This is a genomic window from Microbacterium sp. SMR1 (assembly GCF_003289625.1).
GTDB classification, from domain to species: domain Bacteria; phylum Actinomycetota; class Actinomycetes; order Actinomycetales; family Microbacteriaceae; genus Microbacterium; species Microbacterium plantarum.
The window spans coordinates 439,717-456,538 of record NZ_QMBN01000003.1 but is presented as its reverse complement, the minus strand read 5'-3'; the positions used below and the strand labels follow the sequence as shown (position 1 = coordinate 456,538).

The window sequence follows — 16,822 nt, the reverse complement described above, 5'->3', positions numbered from 1 at the left end:
TTGGGGTTTGGGTTGGCAGTTGGTGCCCGAACCCGGCTCGGGAGGGGGCGCGAGCTGCCAGGTGAGCAGGGGCTGCGGGTTTGGGTTGGCAGTTGGTGCCCAAACTTGAGGCGCGAGAGGGCGCGAGCTGCCAGGTGAAGGGGATGCCGCAACGCGGGGCCCGGGGTAGAGCACGGCTGCGGGTTCGGGTCAGAGGCGGCCGGCGGCTTTCAGTGCGAGGTAGTGGTCGGCGATCGCGGGGGGCAGCACGTCGGGCGTCGCGCTGAGGGCGGCGCCGCCGGCGCGACGGATCGCCGCCGCGACCGACTCCGAATCACGCGTGGCGTGCGCGATCGCGGCTTCTCGGTAGACGTCCTCGGCGGTACGCTCAGCCGGCGCAGGCTCGGGTGCATCCTGTGCCGACCCGACGAGGACGGTGGCGCGCTCCGTCAACGATGGCAGGGCTCCGAGGAAACCCCGGGCGGCATCGGGGGCATCCTGCGCGGTCAGCAGCACCACGAGAGAGGGCCGCGACGTCAGCGCACGCACCTCCGTGAGGACGGCGTTCCAGTCGGTGTCGATGAGCGTCGGCTCGACCGGTGCCATCGCGTCCACGAGGGCAGGCAGCAACCGCGGGCCGTCGATGCCGGTGACTCGCGCGCGCCGAGCACGGTCGAACATGAGCAGATGGACATGGTCGCCGGCACGTTGGGCGAGGGCGCTGAGCAGCAGCGCCGACTCCATCGCGGCATCCAGACGGACACCGTCACCCACGCGCGATGCGCTGGTGCGGCCCGTGTCGATGACGATCACGACGTGTCGATCGCGTTCCGGACGCCAGGTGCGCAGCATCGTCGTCCCGGCGCGGGCGGTCGCGCGCCAGTCGATGGAGCGGACGTCGTCCCCTCGCACGTATTCGCGCAGGCTGTCGAACTCCGTGCCGCGCCCGCGCACCTGGACGCTCGTGTTGCCGTCGAGCTCGCGCAGCCGGGCGAGCCGCGACGGCAGATGCCGACGCGAGGCGAACGGGGGAAGCACGCGCAGCGCACCCGGTGCCGCGATCACCCGCTGCCGCCCCGCGAGCCCCAGCGGGCCGCGGCTGCGCAGCGCGACGAACGCCGAGCGCAGCTCGCCCCGGCGCTGGGGGAGGAGCGGCATGGCGACAGCTCTGCGCTCACCCGCAGGAAGGTCGACGGCGGCGCGCGCGTCGCCGGCACCGGCAGTCGGCTGCCAGCCGTCGCGAAGGAGACCACGGATGCCGCGGGCCCCGCGATTGCGCAACAGGATGCTCGTCTCGACGGGCTCGCCCGCCCGCGCGCGTGAGGGGATGCGACGCTCGATCTCAACGGTGCGCAGCGGTCCGGCGGCTATGACGTCGACGGTGGCGAGGACGAGGCACAGTCCGATCCACGCGAGCGCCGCCCACGCCGCATCGAGCCCCGCCGCGGGGGCGAGCACGACGGGCACGACGCCGGCGGCGACGAGCAGCACGAACAGGCCGGAGAGGTACACGACGCCTCAGATCGGTACGCGGGTCTGCTGCAGCACGGAGCTGAGGATCGTGTCCGCGGAGACGCCCTCGATCTCGGCATCCGGGCGCAGCTGCAGCCGGTGGCGCCACGCGGGAACGAGCATCGTCTGCACGTGGTCCGGCGTGATCGCCGGGTAGCCGCCCAGCCAGGCCCACGCCTTGGCGGCGGCGAGCAGCGCGGTCGCGGCACGCGGGCTCGCGCCCAGCTGGACGGACGGGGACTGCCGGGTCGCCCGGGCGAGATCCACGACGTAGCCGAGGACGTCGTCGGAAACCGCCACCGCGGCCGCGGCCTGCTGGGCGGCGCGGATCTCGGCGGCGGTGACGACCGCCGACACACCCGCGCTCTCGAGGGATCCGGGTCGGAAGCCGTCGGCGTGGCGGCGCAGCACGGTGATCTCGTCGTCGCGCGCGGGCAGGTCGATCACGAGCTTGAGCAGGAAGCGGTCGAGCTGGGCCTCGGGCAGGGTGTAGGTGCCCTCGTGCTCAACCGGGTTCTGCGTCGCGGCGACGAGGAACGGATCGGGCAGCGGACGCGAGACGCCGTCGGCCGAGACCTGGCGCTCCTCCATGGCCTCGAGCAACGCGGCCTGCGTCTTCGGCGGCGTGCGGTTGATCTCGTCGGCGAGGAGCACATTGGTGAAGACGGGTCCGGAACGGAACTCGAACTCCCCGGCGCGGGCGTCGTAGACGAGCGACCCGGTGACGTCGCCCGGCATGAGGTCGGGGGTGAACTGGATGCGGGCGGTGTCGAGGCCGACCGCTCGGCTGAAGGTGCGCACGAGCAGCGTCTTGGCGACGCCGGGCACGCCCTCGAGCAGCACGTGTCCGCGGCCGAGAAGCGCGATCAGGAGGCCCGTGACGGCCCCGTCCTGTCCGACGACGGCCTTGCCGACCTCGAGCCGGACGCGGTTCATCGCCTCGCGCAGGTCGCCGGGTGCGGTCTCGCTCATGGGGTGTTCCTTTCGGGACGGACGGATCGGAGGACTGCTGCTTCCACCTCGCGCAGACGGTCGGCGGCGTCGACGAGGTCGCGATCGTTACGGGGGAGGTCATCGAGCAGGATGCCGCGGACGCGCGCGCGATCGTCTCCGATGCGGCTCGCCGCGGCATCGGCGATCGCGCCGGCGTCTGCGGCGCCGAGTCCCAGCAGGCGCGCGATGCGGCGCAACGTCTCGCGGCGGAGCTGGTCGAGCGCGTGCACGGGGTCGGCTGACGCGGCGTACAGGCGTGCCCGCCCCTCGGTGGTCTCGGACGCGCGGACGGTGACGGGCAGATTCTCCGCCACGAGCGGGCCGAAGCGCCGGCCCCGCCAGATGGCGGCCGCCACGGCGGAGGCGACGAGCAGGAGAATCGACGGTGTCACCCAGGGAGGCGTGAGCTCACCCAGCGACGGCGCGGCTGTGAGAGAACCGTCACCGATCGACGGCAGGTACCACACGACGGTGCCGGTGCCGCCCAGCAGATTCAGGCCGAGCGCGGCGTTGCCCGCTTCGGCGAGCCGTTCGTTGACCAGCAGCGCGGTCGCGTCCAGAGCGACGACGGTGTCGGCGCCGCGGCCTGAGACGATGAGGCCGTAGCCGTCGCCGGCCGCGTAACAGGTCCGGTCTGCTCCCTCTCCGGTGAACACCTCGCCCGGCCGGACCGGTCCGCTGACGGCGGCGGCGGGCAGGTCGCACGAGGGTGCGGCGGCTGAGCCGTCGCCGAAGCCGGCGCTGCGCGGGTCTCCGAGGAGCACACGCAGATCGCGGGTGCGCGGCTCGAGCAGGACGACGCCGGACGCGGCATCCCGCAGCTCCCGGAGGTCGTCGTCATCGAGGGGTGCGGTGTCGGCTATCGCGAGCGTCGCGTCGCCGCCCTCGAGCGCCTGGAGGGCGGCCGTGCGGTCGCGGGCGATCTCGACCTCGACGCCGCGATCGCGCAGCAGTTCGGCCAGTGCGCGCGAGCCCTCCGGCCCCGCGGCCTCCGGATCGAGGAGGCCCTGTGCCGGCATGGTGTTGATGCCGGCGATGGCGGCGACGGCGATGCCGGCGACGAGAAGGCCGGTGGTCACCGCCGCCCAGCCGAGCACCGAGCGCGATCGACGGCCGACGGGCGGCGTCGCGACCCCCGCGCTCATACGGGCACCTCGACCCGCGCGCCGGCCAGTCGCTCATCGAGGGCGCGCACGGCGGCGTAGCCCTCGGCTGTTCCCGGGCGTCGGAGGTAGCGAACGTCGTCGAAGGTCCGGGCCACCGCTTCGAGCTCCACGGTCTCTGCCGGGAAGGCGCGCCCCGCCTCCGCAGCGAAGCGATGCACGGTCGTGCCCGGGGCCGGGTCGACGATGGTCCGCTCGGCGAGTCCGCGGGCGAGCGCGCGCATGCGCAGCACGATGGCCTCGTCCCACGCGCTGCGGCGCGCGGCATCCTCGGCGTCCGAGCGCAGCTGAGCGGCGCTTCTCGTCTCGTCCTCGCCGAAGAGCGGCACGCTCGACCGCGAGCGGACGACTGCGCGGGGGCGCCCCCAGATGAGGATCGCCGCGGCGACCAGCACCAGCAGCACCACGATCGCGCCGACCGCGAGCCACGGGCCGAGCGTCGCGGGTACCTGCCCGCTGAAGAGAGCCGCGAAGAAGTCGATGACGCCGCGCGCGAAGCGGTCGATCGGGGTGGGCTCGGCCTCCTGGTACGCGGTCTTCGACAATTCCTCTTCCGCCCATCGACGGGCTTCGTCCGGGTCGGGCGCGATCGGGGTGGCGAAGAGCCTCATGCGCGGTCAGCGCCCGGAGCGGTCCAGTCGGTCGACGACGGGCGGTCCGCCGGTGCGACGGCGGGCTCGGCGGCCGTGGCGGGCTGTTGCGGCGCGGGCGATCCAGCGGGCGGGGACTGAACGGGCTGATAGCCGGGGTACTGCGCGGGCGGCGGCGGGTAGCCGGGCTGCGTGCCGGCATAGGCCGCGGGCTGCTGCCAGCGTCCGTCCATCGTGCGTCCCACGTTCCGGCGATACGGATCGGGCGCGGGGGTGCCGGCATCGCGCTGATCGATGTACGCCGACAGATCGAGGTCGAGTCCCTCGCGGCGCATCCGGCAGTCGATGTAGACGAGCGCGCCGGCGGTCGACTGGACGATGACCGCGATGGTCTGGATGAGAGTGACGAACGCCTGGGCGAACAGCGTGCCGACGAGCAGGGCGATGATCTGGCCGGGTTCGGGGTCGCCGGTGGGAGTGATGACCGATGTCAGCCCCATCGTGACGAACGAGAAGGGCACGCTGATGACCTGCGCGAGGATGCCGAAGCTCGTCGAGATGATGACGATGATCCCGAGGGTCGGCCAGAACCGGCCGCGGGTGAGCCGCCAGGATCGCCCGATCGCCCCGAAGACGCTCGCCTGCTCGAGGACGATGACCGAGGGCACCAGCAGCAGCTTCGTGCTCAGCCACAGGCTGAGCGGTATCGCCGACAAGGCCAGGAGGATGGCGAGGACGATCGCCGCCGGCCCCACGCTCACGGCGAGCCCGATGACGCCCGCGGCGAGGACGCCGATGACGACGGCCACGATGAGGAAGACCAGAGCCGAGTATCCGATCAGTCGCCACGCCACCGGCTTCACCCGCTGCCACAGCGCGCCGAGCGTGTGCTTCTCGGCGACGACGGCATGGGCCACCTCGCTGACCACGACGCCTTGCACGAGCACGCCGAGCGCGCCGGAGGCCAGCGACAGCACCAGCGCCGTCGCCCCGCTGATCGCGATGGACCCAGCCAGGACCGTCTCGAACTCGTCGGTGCCGGGGCGCAGCGACGCGAGTCGGCCGAACGTCGCGAAGCCCACCGCGACGATGCCGGCAGTGGCGACGAGGATCGCGACCGTCTGCACGACCAGCGCGAAGCCCAGCAGCACCTTGGGGTTCTGCCGCAGGGCGGAGAACGAACGGCCCAGGATCACCCCGAACGAGAGCGGATGAAGCGGGATGATGCCGGGACGCGGCGCCGGCGTCCACGCGGGGTATGACGTCACGATGCACTCCTGGAACAGTCGGCTCGGTCGAACCCATCGTGTCACACGAGGGCGCGGCATCCGGAGTCGCGGGTCCGTGGGTCGGGTACGGTGAATACGCGCACGTCGCGCGCGAGCCCGAGCCGAAAGACGAACGCCGCCCATGACTTCTCGCATCCTGGTGGTCGATGACGACACCGCACTGGCGGAGATGATCGGCATCGTGCTGCGCACCGAGGGGTTCGACACCGTCTTCTGCGCCGACGGCGCGGCGGCTGTCGAGACCTGGCGCACCGAGAAACCCGACCTCATCCTCCTCGACCTCATGCTCCCCGGCGTGGACGGCATTGAGATCTGCACGCAGGTGCGTGCGGAGTCGGGCGTGCCGATCATCATGCTGACCGCGCGCACCGACACGGCCGACGTCGTGCGCGGGCTCGAGTCGGGCGCCGACGACTACATCGTCAAGCCGTTCAATCCCAAGGAACTCGTCGCCCGCATCCGCACGCGCCTGCGCCCCGCCGTCGCGTCGGCCTCCGAGTCGCTGCGCATCGGCGACCTCGTCGTCGACGTCGAGGGCCACGAGGTGCGGCGCGGCAGCGACGCCATCGCGCTGACGCCGCTGGAGTTCGAGCTGCTCGTCGCGCTTGCCTCGAAGCCGCAGCAGGTCTTCTCGCGCGAGATGCTCCTCGAGCAGGTGTGGGGCTACCACTACAAGGCCGACACGCGGCTCGTGAACGTGCACGTGCAGCGGCTGCGGGCGAAGGTCGAGATCGACCCCGACAACCCGCGCATCGTGACGACCGTCCGCGGTGTCGGCTATCGCGCCGGCGCCGTCATCTGACGCGCCGATGCCCATCCGCACCGTCACGACGGCGACGGTCGCGACGCACGGCTGGCGGTCCTGGGGGCGGCGGCTCGCCCGGACCTGGCGACGATCGCTGCGGTTCCGCACCGTCGCGATCACGCTGGGTGCCACGGCGCTGACGATCACCGTGGCGCTGGTGTGGATGTCGCTGGCGATTCAAAACGACCTCTTCGAGTCGCGCACCTCGCAACTCCTCGGAGAGGCTCAGCGCGCGACCCAGTCGGCGCAGGCGACCCTGGATGCCGCCGAGGTCGGGGGCGATGTCGTCGCGGTCGACAACCTGATGGAGAGCGTGCGCACGTCCATCCAGCGGCAGTCCTCGACCGATCGCATCGCCGCCTTCCGGATCTCCTCGGAACCGTCCGCCATCGCGCCGCAGGACTTCGACTCGGCGGGTCTCCCGGCCGACCGCATCAGCGACGCGCTTCGCGCACAGGTGCAGAGCGACGACGAGCTGCAGTGGTGGCAGCCCGTCGGCTTCGCCGTCTCCGGCGGCGGGCAGGTGCCGGGCATCGTCGTCGGGCAGCAGATCGTGCTGCCGGAGGTAGGCGCCTACGAGCTGTATCTCGGGTACGACCTCGCCAGCGAGGCCCAGACGCTCGGCTTCGTCCAGATCACGCTGTGGATCGTCGGCGTGGGGCTGGTCGTCCTCATCGGCGCGATCTCGTGGATCGTGCTGCGCTCGGTCACCGAGCCGATCGCCCAGGCCGCCGAGAGCAGCTCGCGACTGGCGGCGGGAGACCTCGCGGTGCGGCTGCAGGTGCGCGGCGAGGACGAGTTCGCGACCCTCGGACGGTCCTTCAACGCGATGGCCGACAGCATCGAGTCCCAGATCAAGGAGCTGGCGGAGCTCTCGCAGGTTCAGCAGCGCTTCGTATCGGATGTCTCGCACGAGTTGCGCACGCCGCTGACGACGATCCGGCTGGCCTCCGACATGCTGAACGATCGGCGCGAGGAGTTCGATCCGGTGGCGGCGCGCGCCGCGGAGCTGCTGCACGACCAGGTGCACCGGTTCGAGGTGCTGCTGACCGATCTGCTCGAGATCAGCCGTTACGACGCGGGCTCGGTGCAGCTCGAGAGCGAGCCGACGAGCATGACGCAGCTCGCGGAGGATGTCATCGCATCGATGGCGCAGCTCGCGGAGCAGCACGGCAGCGACGTGCGCCTCGTGGCACCCGGGGGCTACTCGCCCGTGGAGATGGACCCGCGACGCGTGCGCAGGATCGTCCGCAACCTGCTGGGCAACGCGATCGAGCACGGCGAAGGCCGACCGATCGTCGTCAGCGTCGACAGCGATGCCCGAGCGGTCGCGATCGGCGTGCGCGACTACGGCCTCGGGATGCGCCCGGCCGACGCCGAGCGCGTCTTCGACCGTTTCTGGCGCGCCGATCCGTCACGCAAGCGCACCATCGGGGGCACCGGCCTGGGGCTCTCGATCGCCCTCGGCGACGCGCGGCTCCACGGCGGCACCCTGGCGGTGTGGTCCGAGCTGGGGCGCGGAACGAATTTCGTGCTCACCATCCCTCGACGCAGCGAGCCGCTCGACGGGCACTCCCCGCTCCCGGTCGATCCCGGTGAGGATGGCGTACCCTTCGACGACCTGGGCCTGACCCAGCCGATCTCCCTTCCTCGTTCCGCGAAAGGCTCGTCGTGATGCGTCTGCGCCCGGTCGCCGCCGTCCTGGGGATACTGTTCGTGCTGCTGCTCGCGGGCTGCACGGGGCTGCCGACCTCCGGTCCGGTCGTCGCGGGCGCCCCGATCGATCAGGAAGCCGGCTCGGTCGACTTCTCGTTCCTGCCCGACGATCCGCCCCCGGGAGCAACGCCGCAGCAGATCGTCGCGGGCTTCCTCGCGGCCGGGTCGGGGCCTCGGGATGACTGGGGGACCGCCCGGCAGTTCCTCGCACCGGACTTCCGATCGTCGTGGCAGCCGACCGCGCGCGCCACGATCGACCTTCCCGGCGAACGGGTGTACACCGTCGCCGGCGACGGGACCGTCACGGTCTCCATCACCCCTGAGGCCGCGGTCGACGCGTCCGGCGCGCTGTCGGTGACCGACGGCGGATCCATGCCGCTCGACTTCGCTCTCGTCGAGGTGGACGGCGAGTGGCGCATCTCGGACGCCCCCGACGGCGTCGTGCTCGACCGTGCCCGGTTCCAAGCGGTCTTCCGCGAATACTCCGTGATGTACTTCGATCGCTCGTGGACGTATCTCGTGCCCGATCGTCGCTGGTTTCCGGCGACCAACGCGGCCACCCACATCACCGAGGCCCTCATCGACGGCGACCCGAGCCCGTGGCTGTCCGGCGCGGTGTACTCGGCGTTCCCCGAGAGCCTCGAGCTCGCGACCCGCGCGGTTCCGCTCGAGGGGGGCGTTGCGCAGGTGCCGTTGTCGCAGTCTGCGCTCGCGATCGTGCCCGAGACCCGCAACCGGATGCAGGCGCAGCTCGACGCGAGCCTCCAGTCCGCCGGCATCCGCGGCGCCCAGATGTCGGTCGACGGTGAGCCCGTCGCTGCGCAGGCGGTCGACGTCCGTCCTATCCGCGTCGACGTCCGACCCGCCGTGCTCACCGAAGACGCTTTCGGGTTCCTCTCCGGCTCCGAGATCGAGCCGCTGCCCGGGCTGTCGACCGTCATCCCCGACCTCGACCCCGAGTCGATCCAGGTGGGGACCGACCGGAGTGCGGCCGCTGTGCGCACGGCCGCCGGTGCCGTCGTGCGCGCGCGCGATGACGCCACCTTCGAGATCGTCGACGAGCGGGCGGGCCTGATCGACCCCACGATCGATCCGCAGGGATTCATCTGGAGCGTTCCCGCCAGTGCGCCGTCGGGACTGACGGCGACCGGGGCGGACGGAACGGTCGTCTCCATCGCGAACGCCTGGCCGGGCGCATCGCAGATCTCGAGCATCGAGGTGTCACGGGACGGAACGCGCATCGCCGCCCTGGTTCGCGACGGCTCGCGCCCGGCGCTGTGGATCGCCGGCATCCTCCGCGACGACGACGGCTCGCCCGTCGGGCTCGGCGATCGTGAGACCGTGACCCAGCTGCCGGGTACGGGCATCGACGCGAGCTGGGTCGACGGTTCGACCATCGCGGTCCTCGCCGAGGACGGCGACGCCGATGTCGTCATCTCGCAGTCGGTGGGCGGGTTCGGCGAGCGGATCACGGCGCCGGCGGGGCCGGTCGCCATCGCAGCGACGAATCAGTTGCGCGCCGTGCGGCTGCTCGACGGCGAGGGCGTGCTCTACGCGCAGAAGGGCCAGGCCTGGCCGACGGTCGCGGGCGGCATCCGGGTGCTCGCCAGCCAACAGGGTTCGCCGCGCTGACTCCTCCCCACCGGCCGTGTCGGCGGTCTCTTCCACAACGGGGAGGTTCGGTGCCAGGGGCGACGCGAGCGCCTCGACAGCATGGAAGCGTGCAGCCGATCGCCTCCCGTCCCGAGTCCTGGCGAGAACACCTCGCGGACGCGCTCGACCTCCTGATGCCCGTCTGGTGCGCCGGATGCGACGCACCGGGACGCGCGCTCTGCGCGACGTGCGTCGCGGAGCTGCCGCGGCCGCGCCGGCGCGATGCCGACGGTCTCGACGTCCGGAGCCTCGCGCGGTACGAGGGCGCTGCGGCACGCATCATCCGAGCGCTCAAGGAAGACGGCCGCACCGGATTGTGCCGCCCCCTCGGCCGTCTGGTGGCAGGCCTCGTCCGCGATGCGGGGTGGGAGGACGCCGTGCTCGTTCCCGTTCCGCCGTCTCGGGCCGCCCTACGACGACGGGGGTACGCCGTGCCCGAGATGATCGCACGGCACGGCGACGTCCGCACGGCACGTCGGCTCCGCGTGCGCGGCCGCGTCCTCGATCAGCGCCGCCTCGACCGCGCCGAGCGGCAGCGGAATGTCGCGGGCTCGTTCGTGGCACGGCCCGGGACGACGGCCGCTGTCATCGTCGACGACGTCATGACCACCGGGGCGACGCTGCGCGAGGCTCAGCGTGCGCTCCGCGAGGCCGGCTCACGCGTCGTCGGCGCCGTCGTGCTCGCGGACACGCCCTTGCGGATGACGGTCGGAGATATTCCTGGCGGTTCATGAGTGACATTGCTCGCTCGCCGCACTAGCGTGGGGGAGACCAAGGCGAACGAAGGTCCGCCCTTGAACCGGGCGGACCGGAGCAAGGAGGTCAGGATGGAAACCAGCATCGTCGGCGTGGGAGTCGGGATCACGGATCGCTTCCGCACGGTGGCTGAAGAGAAGTCCAGTCGCATCGAGACGCTCGCACCCCGTGCGCAGCGCCTCGACATCAAGGTCACGCATCACGCCTACCGCAACGGGCGCATGGATGATGAGACCGTCGAACTGACCCTCACCGGAAAGGGACCGATCGTTCGGGCCGAGGCCACGGACGGCGACAAGTTCGTCGCCCTCGACCTCGCGGTCGACAAGCTCGTCGAGCAGGTGCGTCGCGCCAAGGACAAGCGGGTCGACGCGCGGAACCACCCCCGCGGGGCCAAGCTCGACAAGGGAACCGGAGCCCTGGAAGGCATCGACGTCGAACCGGCGTCGGTCGACGTCCTGCGTGCCGTGGCGACGGGCGAGGTGCCCGTCATCGGCGACTCGGCGGAGGAAGAGGACTACACGCCCGTCGTCATCCGCACGAAAGAGTTCGGTGCTGAATGGATGACCGTCGAGGAAGCCGTCGACCGAATGGAGCTCGTGGGCCACGACTTCTTCCTGTTCATCAACGCGCGCACCGACCACCCGAGCGTCGTGTATCGCCGCAAGGGCTGGGACTACGGTGTCATCTCGCTGACCGCAGCCGCCCCGCCGGAGGCCGAGCTGGCGTCCTGACCTGAGGACGACGACGGGGGCGGGTGCCATCACGGCATCCGCCCCCGTCGTGTGCCGGTCGAAACCGCGCCGTCAGTCGAACATGCCGTCGAGCATGCTGCCGATCACGAGACCGCCCAGGATGCCGCCGACCATGTTGCCGCCGCTGCCGCGACCGCCCCAGCCGCCGCCGTATCCTCCGGGGCCGCCCCAGCCGTCGTTCGGGCGCGAGCCGTCGATGTCGCGCTGGGCGAGCTGCAGGGCTTCGCCGGCGAGAGCGGCGCAGCGCCGCGCGTCGGCCAGCGCCTTCTCGCGATCGTCCTCGGGGATCGGACCGACCGGGGCGAGCCCGAGTCGCAGGCTCTCGGCCTCGGCCAGTCGCGTGCGCGCGTCCGCACCGATCCAGCCGCGGTGTCCGGCGATGACGCTGCGCGCGACGGACAACTGTCGGTCGGCGTCGTCGATGGCGTGTCGCACGTGGCTCTCGGGCGGGATCGGGCGGGCCGCCCGCTCGCGGGCGGTGTCGACGGCGACGTCCAGCGCGGCGTTCTTCTCGCGGAGCATCGACAGCTCGGCGAACGGATCGCCCTTCGAACCGGCGGGGCTCACGCGGGTCAGCGCCTGCTGGAGCTCCGCCATCGCGGTGGTGACCGCCGGGGTCTGCGGTGCCGTCCGCGCGGCGACGAGGTCGTCACGCGAGTCGGCCACGACATCGGCGAGCGTCGACTGCGCTCGCAGCGCTTCGACCTCGAAGTCGTCGACCGCGTCGAGCAGCGTGCGCGCGCGGCGCACCGCTTCGGTCGCCGTCTCCAGCGCGATGTTGGCCGGCCCGCGCTCGCCGGCAGCGCGCCGGCGCTCGGCGACATCCGCCCCGTGCTCGGCGAACTCGAGGAGTCCGGCGGCCTCGTCCGCGTTCCCGCTGACCCGGTTGAGCGCGTCGGGGTGATAGCGGCTCGAGACCCGGTCGATGACGGCGCGTGCGGGGTCGATGCGCTCGCGCAGAGTGGTGACGTCGGCGCGGATGCCGGCGAGGATCTCGGGCGCCCGCCGCGCGCGCTCGATCGCCTCCGACAGGGCCGATACACGGTCGTCGAGCAGATCCTGAGCCCACTCGCACAGCTGGACGATGCGCGCGTTGCGCGTGCGCACCTCTTCCGGCGTGTCGGGGATCTCGTCGTGGTTGAGCTGCTTGAGGTGGAACGCCTCACCGAGGTGGTGGCGCACGGCGGCGATGGCCTCGCGCAGAGGAGCCGTGGCCTCCTCGCCGAGCTCGGCCTCGGCGAAGACCATCTCGTCGCTCGTGACGCGCAGGCGCTCGTCCGCCCCGACGAGGGCGATGTCGGCCTCGCGTGCCAGGTTCGCGTCCGCGTCCGCGACGTCCTGCTGTTCCCGCTTGCGTCTGCCCCAGAATCCAGCCATGTTCCGATCCTAGGTCTCGGCGGTCGGCGGAGGAGGGGATGTCGTCGTCTCTCGCAGGCGACGCCAAGGTCACGGGCCGATAACATGGCTCCATATGCCCGTGCGTACGCGCGGGCGCGGCCGACGTGGCGTCGGCGCACCCGACAGATGGAGATCCGCTGTGGCCAACCCTCTCGAGAAACTGCTCCGCGCCGGTGAGGGCCGTGTGCTGCGCCGCCTGCAGCAGATCGTCAAGGCCGTGGGCGCGCTCGAAGAGGACTACGCCCGCCTCACCGACGACGAGCTGCGGAACGAGACCGCCGAGCTCCGCACGCGTCACGAGGCCGGCGAGACGCTCGACCGGCTGATGCCGGAGGCGTTCGCCGCGGTCCGCGAGGCCGCCAAGCGCACGCTGGGTCAGCGCCCCTACGACGTGCAGGTCATGGGCGGTGCGGCCCTCCACCTCGGGAACATCGCCGAGATGAAGACCGGTGAGGGCAAGACGCTGACGGCCACCTTCGCGGCCTACCTGAACGCCATCGCGGGCAAGGGCGTCCACGTCATCACCGTCAACGACTTCCTCGCCTCGTACCAGTCCGAGCTCATGGGTCGCGTCTATCGCGCGCTCGGCATGACGACGGGGACGATCGTCTCGGGTCAGACCCCCGAGGTCCGACGTGAGCAGTACGCGGCCGACATCACGTACGGCACCAACAACGAGTTCGGGTTCGACTACCTGCGCGACAACATGGCGTGGCGCCGCGAAGACCTCGTGCAGCGCGGCCACTTCTTCGCGGTCGTCGACGAGGTCGACTCCATCCTCATCGACGAGGCCCGGACCCCGCTCATCATCTCGGGGCCGTCGTCGGGGGAGGCGAACCGCTGGTTCGTGGAGTTCGCGCGCGTCGCCCTCACCCTCGAACCGGGTGTCGACTACGAGGTCGACGAGAAGAAGCGCACCGTCGGAGTGCTCGAGCCCGGTATCGAGAAGGTCGAGGACTACCTCGGCATCGACAACCTCTACGAGTCGGCGAACACCCCGCTCATCTCGTTCCTGAACAACTCGATCAAGGCGCGTGCCCTGTTCAAGCGCGACACCGATTACGTCGTGATGAACGGCGAGGTCATGATCGTCGACGAGCACACGGGTCGTATCCTCGTCGGCCGTCGCTACAACGAGGGCATCCACCAGGCCATCGAGGCGAAGGAAGGCGTTCCGGTCAAGGCCGAGAACCAGACGCTGGCCACCGTCACGCTGCAGAACTACTTCCGCCTCTACGACAAGCTCTCGGGCATGACCGGTACCGCCGAGACCGAGGCGGCCGAGTTCATGTCGACCTACAAGCTCGGCGTCGTCCCGATCCCGACGAACAAGCCGATGATCCGCAAGGACCAGCCCGATCTCGTCTATAAGAACGAGACCGCGAAGTTCGCGCAGGTAGTCGAGGACATCGTCGAGCGTCACGCGACGGGTCAGCCGGTGCTCGTGGGCACGACGAGCGTCGAGAAGAGCGAGTACCTCTCGCGCCTGCTCGCGAAGAAGGGCGTCAAGCACGAGGTCCTCAACGCCAAGAACCACGCCCGTGAGGCCGAGGTCGTCGCTCGCGCCGGCCGCCTGGGTGCCGTCACGGTCGCGACCAACATGGCCGGTCGCGGTACCGACGTCATGCTCGGCGGCAACGCGGAGTTCCTCGCCGTCCAGGAGATGAAGTCGCGCGGGCTCGACCCCGTCGAGACCCCGGAGGAGTACGAGGCCGCGTGGGACGAGGTCTTCGCGTCGGTCCGCGAGACCGTCGCCGAAGAGGCCGAGAAGGTCGTCGCAGCCGGTGGTCTGTACGTCCTCGGCACGGAGCGTCACGAGTCGCGCCGAATCGACAACCAGCTGCGCGGTCGTTCGGGCCGTCAGGGCGACCCCGGTGAGAGCCGGTTCTACCTGTCGCTGACGGACGACCTGATGCGTCTGTTCCAGTCGGGCGCGGCCGAGGCGATCCTCGCGCGGACGAATTTCCCCGAGGACGTCGCGATCGAGTCGTCGATGGTCTCGCGGGCGATCAAGAGCGCGCAGGCGCAGGTCGAGGCGCGCAACGCCGAGATCCGCAAGAACGTCCTCAAGTACGACGACGTGCTCAACCGTCAGCGTGAGGCGATCTACGCCGACCGCCGCCAGGTGCTCCACGGCGACGACCTGTCGGAGCGCGTGCAGCACTTCATCGAAGACGCCATCAGTGCCGTCATCGACGACCACACGTCGTCGGGCCACACCGAGAGCTGGGACTTCGACGCTCTGTGGACCGAGCTGAAGACGCTCTACCCCGTGGGTGTCACGATCGACGAGGTCGTCGCGGAAGCGGGGAACAAGGGGCGGATCACCGCCGAGGTGCTCAAGCGGGAGCTGCTCTCCGACGCGAAGATCGCCTACCAGAACCGCGAGGAGGCGCTCGGCGAACCCGCTATGCGTGAGCTCGAGCGGCGCGTCGTGCTGCAGGTGCTCGACCGCCGCTGGCGCGACCACCTCTACGAGATGGACTACCTCAAGGACGGCATCGGCCTGCGGGCCATGGCTCAGCGCGACCCGCTCATCGAGTATCAGCGCGAAGGCTACGAGATGTTCCAGTCGATGATGAGCCAGATCAAGGAGGAGTCGGTCGGCTTCCTCTACAACCTCGAGGTCGAGGTGCGCTCCGCCGAGAGCGGCGAGGTCGACGCCAAGGGGCTCACCCCGACGCCCGTCGAGACGCAGAAGCTCGAATACTCCGCCCCGAGCGACACCGGATCGGGCGAGGTCGAGGTACGCAACGACCGCGGTCAGGTGCAGAAGAGCGCCACGGCGAAGGCCCGTCAGCACGCCGCGGAGCAGGAGGCGCCCGCCGACGCACCGCGCGGCGCGTTCGGCCAGAAGACAGGCACGGCCGAGGACGCCGGCGACGCGGGCAACCGCGCCGCACGACGCGCCGCAGGAAAGAAGAAGTGATCCGGCGAGCGGGCCACGCATCGTCGATCGGCCCGCTCGACCCCCGGATATCCTGATCGGATGAACCGCCGAATCCTCGATCAGTCATCGAAGCTCAAGGACGTCCTGTACGAGATTCGCGGCAGCGCCCTGGCCGAGGCCGACCGACTCGAGGCCGACGGCCACAGGGTGCTCAAGCTCAACACCGGTAACCCCGCCATCTTCGGGTTCGAGGCCCCCTTCCAGATCGTCCGCGACATGATCGAGTCGGTGCCCAACGCGCACGGCTACAGCGACAGCCGCGGCATCCTCTCCGCGCGGCGCGCCGTCGTCTCGCGGTACGAGGAGGTTCCCGGGTTCCCGCACGTCGATCCCGACGATGTCTACCTCGGGAACGGCGTCTCCGAGCTCATCACGATGACGATGCAGGCTCTCCTCGACGAGGGCGACGAGGTGCTGATCCCAGCGCCCGATTATCCGCTGTGGACCGCCATGACGAGCCTCGGCGGCGGCAAGCCCGTGCACTACCTGTGCGACGCGACACAGGGCTGGGAGCCCGACCTCGACGACATCCGCTCGAAGGTGACCCCGCAGACGAAGGCGATCGTCGTCATCAACCCGAACAACCCCACGGGTGCGGTCTACAGCCGCGAGGTACTCGAAGGCATCGTGCAGATCGCCCGTGAGAACTCGCTCCTTCTGCTCTCAGACGAGATCTACGACCGGATCCTCTACGACGAGGCGACCCACATCCCGCTGGCGACGCTCGCTCCCGATCTCCTCTGCCTGACCTTCAACGGCCTCTCCAAGACGTACCGCGTCGCCGGATACCGGTCGGGCTGGCTCGTCATCACCGGGCCCAAGGCGCACGCGAAGGGCTTCCTCGAGGGCATCCAGCTGCTCGCATCCACGCGGCTGTGCCCGAACGTGCCGGCGCAGTTCGCGGTCCAGGCGGCGCTGTCGGGCGTGCAGTCGATCGAGGTGCTCATCGCCCCGTCGGGGCGGTTGCACGAGCAGCGGGATGCCGCATGGAAGGGTCTCGAGAGCATCCCCGGCGTGACCTGTCACAAGCCCGAGGGTGCGCTGTACGCCTTCCCGCGCCTCGACCCCGAGGTCTACGACATCCATGACGACGGCAAGCTCGTCTACGACTTCCTCGTCGCGGAACACGTGCTGCTGGTGCAGGGAACCGGCTTCAACTGGCCCGATCCGGATCACCTGCGCATCGTCACGCTGCCCGAGGCGCGCGTGCTGACCGAGGCGATCGAGCGGCTGGGCAACTTCCTCTCGTCGTACAAGCAGTAG

Annotated in this window: 13 protein-coding genes; 7 read left to right on the top strand and 6 right to left on the bottom strand. The window is 70.8% G+C overall.

The annotated features are described in order from the left end of the window. Positions 1-189: 189 nt before the first annotated feature. From DO944_RS11885 to DO944_RS11865, 5 genes are read right to left on the bottom strand one after another with little or no spacing between them, the layout of a single operon-like run. Positions 190-1,491 (bottom strand): DUF58 domain-containing protein, encoded by a 1,302-nt coding sequence (locus DO944_RS11885; protein WP_112617348.1) that lies wholly within the window; start codon positions 1,489-1,491, stop codon positions 190-192. 6 nt (positions 1,492-1,497) lie between these two features. Then, complete coding sequence (locus DO944_RS11880) at positions 1,498-2,463, bottom strand: MoxR family ATPase (RefSeq protein ID WP_112617347.1); 966 nt, start codon at positions 2,461-2,463, stop codon at positions 1,498-1,500. Continuing rightward, positions 2,460-3,629 (bottom strand): DUF4350 domain-containing protein, encoded by a 1,170-nt coding sequence (locus tag DO944_RS11875; protein WP_112617346.1) that lies wholly within the window; start codon positions 3,627-3,629, stop codon positions 2,460-2,462. Before DO944_RS11875 ends, DO944_RS11880 begins: the two co-directional genes overlap by 4 nt. Further along, positions 3,626-4,258, bottom strand: coding sequence for a DUF4129 domain-containing protein (locus DO944_RS11870; RefSeq protein ID WP_112617345.1), 633 nt, complete (start codon positions 4,256-4,258; stop codon positions 3,626-3,628). The genes DO944_RS11875 and DO944_RS11870 overlap by 4 nt, the downstream gene beginning before the upstream one ends. Further along, on the bottom strand, positions 4,255-5,505 hold the full coding sequence (locus DO944_RS11865; RefSeq protein ID WP_112617344.1) for a glycerophosphoryl diester phosphodiesterase membrane domain-containing protein: 1,251 nt from the start codon (positions 5,503-5,505) through the stop codon (positions 4,255-4,257). Before DO944_RS11865 ends, DO944_RS11870 begins: the two co-directional genes overlap by 4 nt. 142 nt (positions 5,506-5,647) lie before the next feature. Here DO944_RS11865 and mtrA point away from each other — a divergent pair, with 142 nt between their 5' ends. The 5 genes from mtrA to hpf all read left to right on the top strand — a co-directional run bounded on the left by mtrA (position 5,648) and on the right by hpf (position 11,190). Further along, positions 5,648-6,328 carry an MtrAB system response regulator MtrA gene (gene mtrA, locus DO944_RS11860; protein ID WP_112617343.1) on the top strand — a complete coding sequence of 227 codons (681 nt, stop codon included), beginning with the start codon at positions 5,648-5,650 and terminating at the stop codon, positions 6,326-6,328. A 7-nt stretch (positions 6,329-6,335) separates the two neighbouring features. Then, positions 6,336-8,006: an MtrAB system histidine kinase MtrB gene (gene mtrB, locus DO944_RS11855; protein ID WP_112617342.1), complete on the top strand. Its 1,671-nt coding sequence runs from the start codon at positions 6,336-6,338 to the stop codon at positions 8,004-8,006. Next, on the top strand, positions 8,006-9,679 hold the full coding sequence (locus tag DO944_RS11850; RefSeq protein WP_112617341.1) for an LpqB family beta-propeller domain-containing protein: 1,674 nt from the start codon (positions 8,006-8,008) through the stop codon (positions 9,677-9,679). Before mtrB ends, DO944_RS11850 begins: the two co-directional genes overlap by 1 nt. A gap of 89 nt (positions 9,680-9,768) precedes the next feature. Beyond that, positions 9,769-10,434: a ComF family protein gene (locus DO944_RS11845; RefSeq protein WP_258524705.1), complete on the top strand. Its 666-nt coding sequence runs from the start codon at positions 9,769-9,771 to the stop codon at positions 10,432-10,434. Positions 10,435-10,527: 93 nt separating this feature from the next. Next, a complete protein-coding gene (gene hpf, locus DO944_RS11840; RefSeq protein WP_112617340.1) occupies positions 10,528-11,190 on the top strand; it encodes a ribosome hibernation-promoting factor, HPF/YfiA family in 663 nt (220 codons plus the stop codon). A 72-nt stretch (positions 11,191-11,262) separates the two neighbouring features. On the opposite strand, the gene DO944_RS11835 is transcribed toward hpf, so the two are convergent. Then, positions 11,263-12,588 (bottom strand): hypothetical protein, encoded by a 1,326-nt coding sequence (locus tag DO944_RS11835; protein WP_112617339.1) that lies wholly within the window; start codon positions 12,586-12,588, stop codon positions 11,263-11,265. A 160-nt stretch (positions 12,589-12,748) separates the two neighbouring features. Between DO944_RS11835 and secA the strand changes: the two genes are divergently transcribed. Next, complete coding sequence (gene secA / locus DO944_RS11830) at positions 12,749-15,538, top strand: preprotein translocase subunit SecA (RefSeq protein ID WP_112617338.1); 2,790 nt, start codon at positions 12,749-12,751, stop codon at positions 15,536-15,538. Between the two features lie 60 nt (positions 15,539-15,598). Beyond that, entirely contained in the window at positions 15,599-16,822 is a 1,224-nt protein-coding gene (locus DO944_RS11825; RefSeq protein WP_112617337.1) for a pyridoxal phosphate-dependent aminotransferase, read from the top strand.

Bases quoted from the DNA above. Each gene is read 5' to 3' on its own strand.
- DO944_RS11850 (WP_112617341.1), top strand. From the start codon at position 8,006: ATGCGTCTGCGCCCGGTCGCCGCCGTCCTGGGGATACTGTTCGTGCTG.
- DO944_RS11875 (WP_112617346.1), bottom strand. From the start codon at position 3,629: ATGAGCGCGGGGGTCGCGACGCCGCCCGTCGGCCGTCGATCGCGCTCG.
- hpf (WP_112617340.1), top strand. From the start codon at position 10,528: ATGGAAACCAGCATCGTCGGCGTGGGAGTCGGGATCACGGATCGCTTC.
- DO944_RS11870 (WP_112617345.1), bottom strand. From the start codon at position 4,258: ATGAGGCTCTTCGCCACCCCGATCGCGCCCGACCCGGACGAAGCCCGT.
- DO944_RS11880 (WP_112617347.1), bottom strand. From the start codon at position 2,463: ATGAGCGAGACCGCACCCGGCGACCTGCGCGAGGCGATGAACCGCGTC.
- mtrA (WP_112617343.1), top strand. From the start codon at position 5,648: ATGACTTCTCGCATCCTGGTGGTCGATGACGACACCGCACTGGCGGAG.
- DO944_RS11835 (WP_112617339.1), bottom strand. From the start codon at position 12,588: ATGGCTGGATTCTGGGGCAGACGCAAGCGGGAACAGCAGGACGTCGCG.
- mtrB (WP_112617342.1), top strand. From the start codon at position 6,336: ATGCCCATCCGCACCGTCACGACGGCGACGGTCGCGACGCACGGCTGG.
- DO944_RS11825 (WP_112617337.1), top strand. From the start codon at position 15,599: ATGAACCGCCGAATCCTCGATCAGTCATCGAAGCTCAAGGACGTCCTG.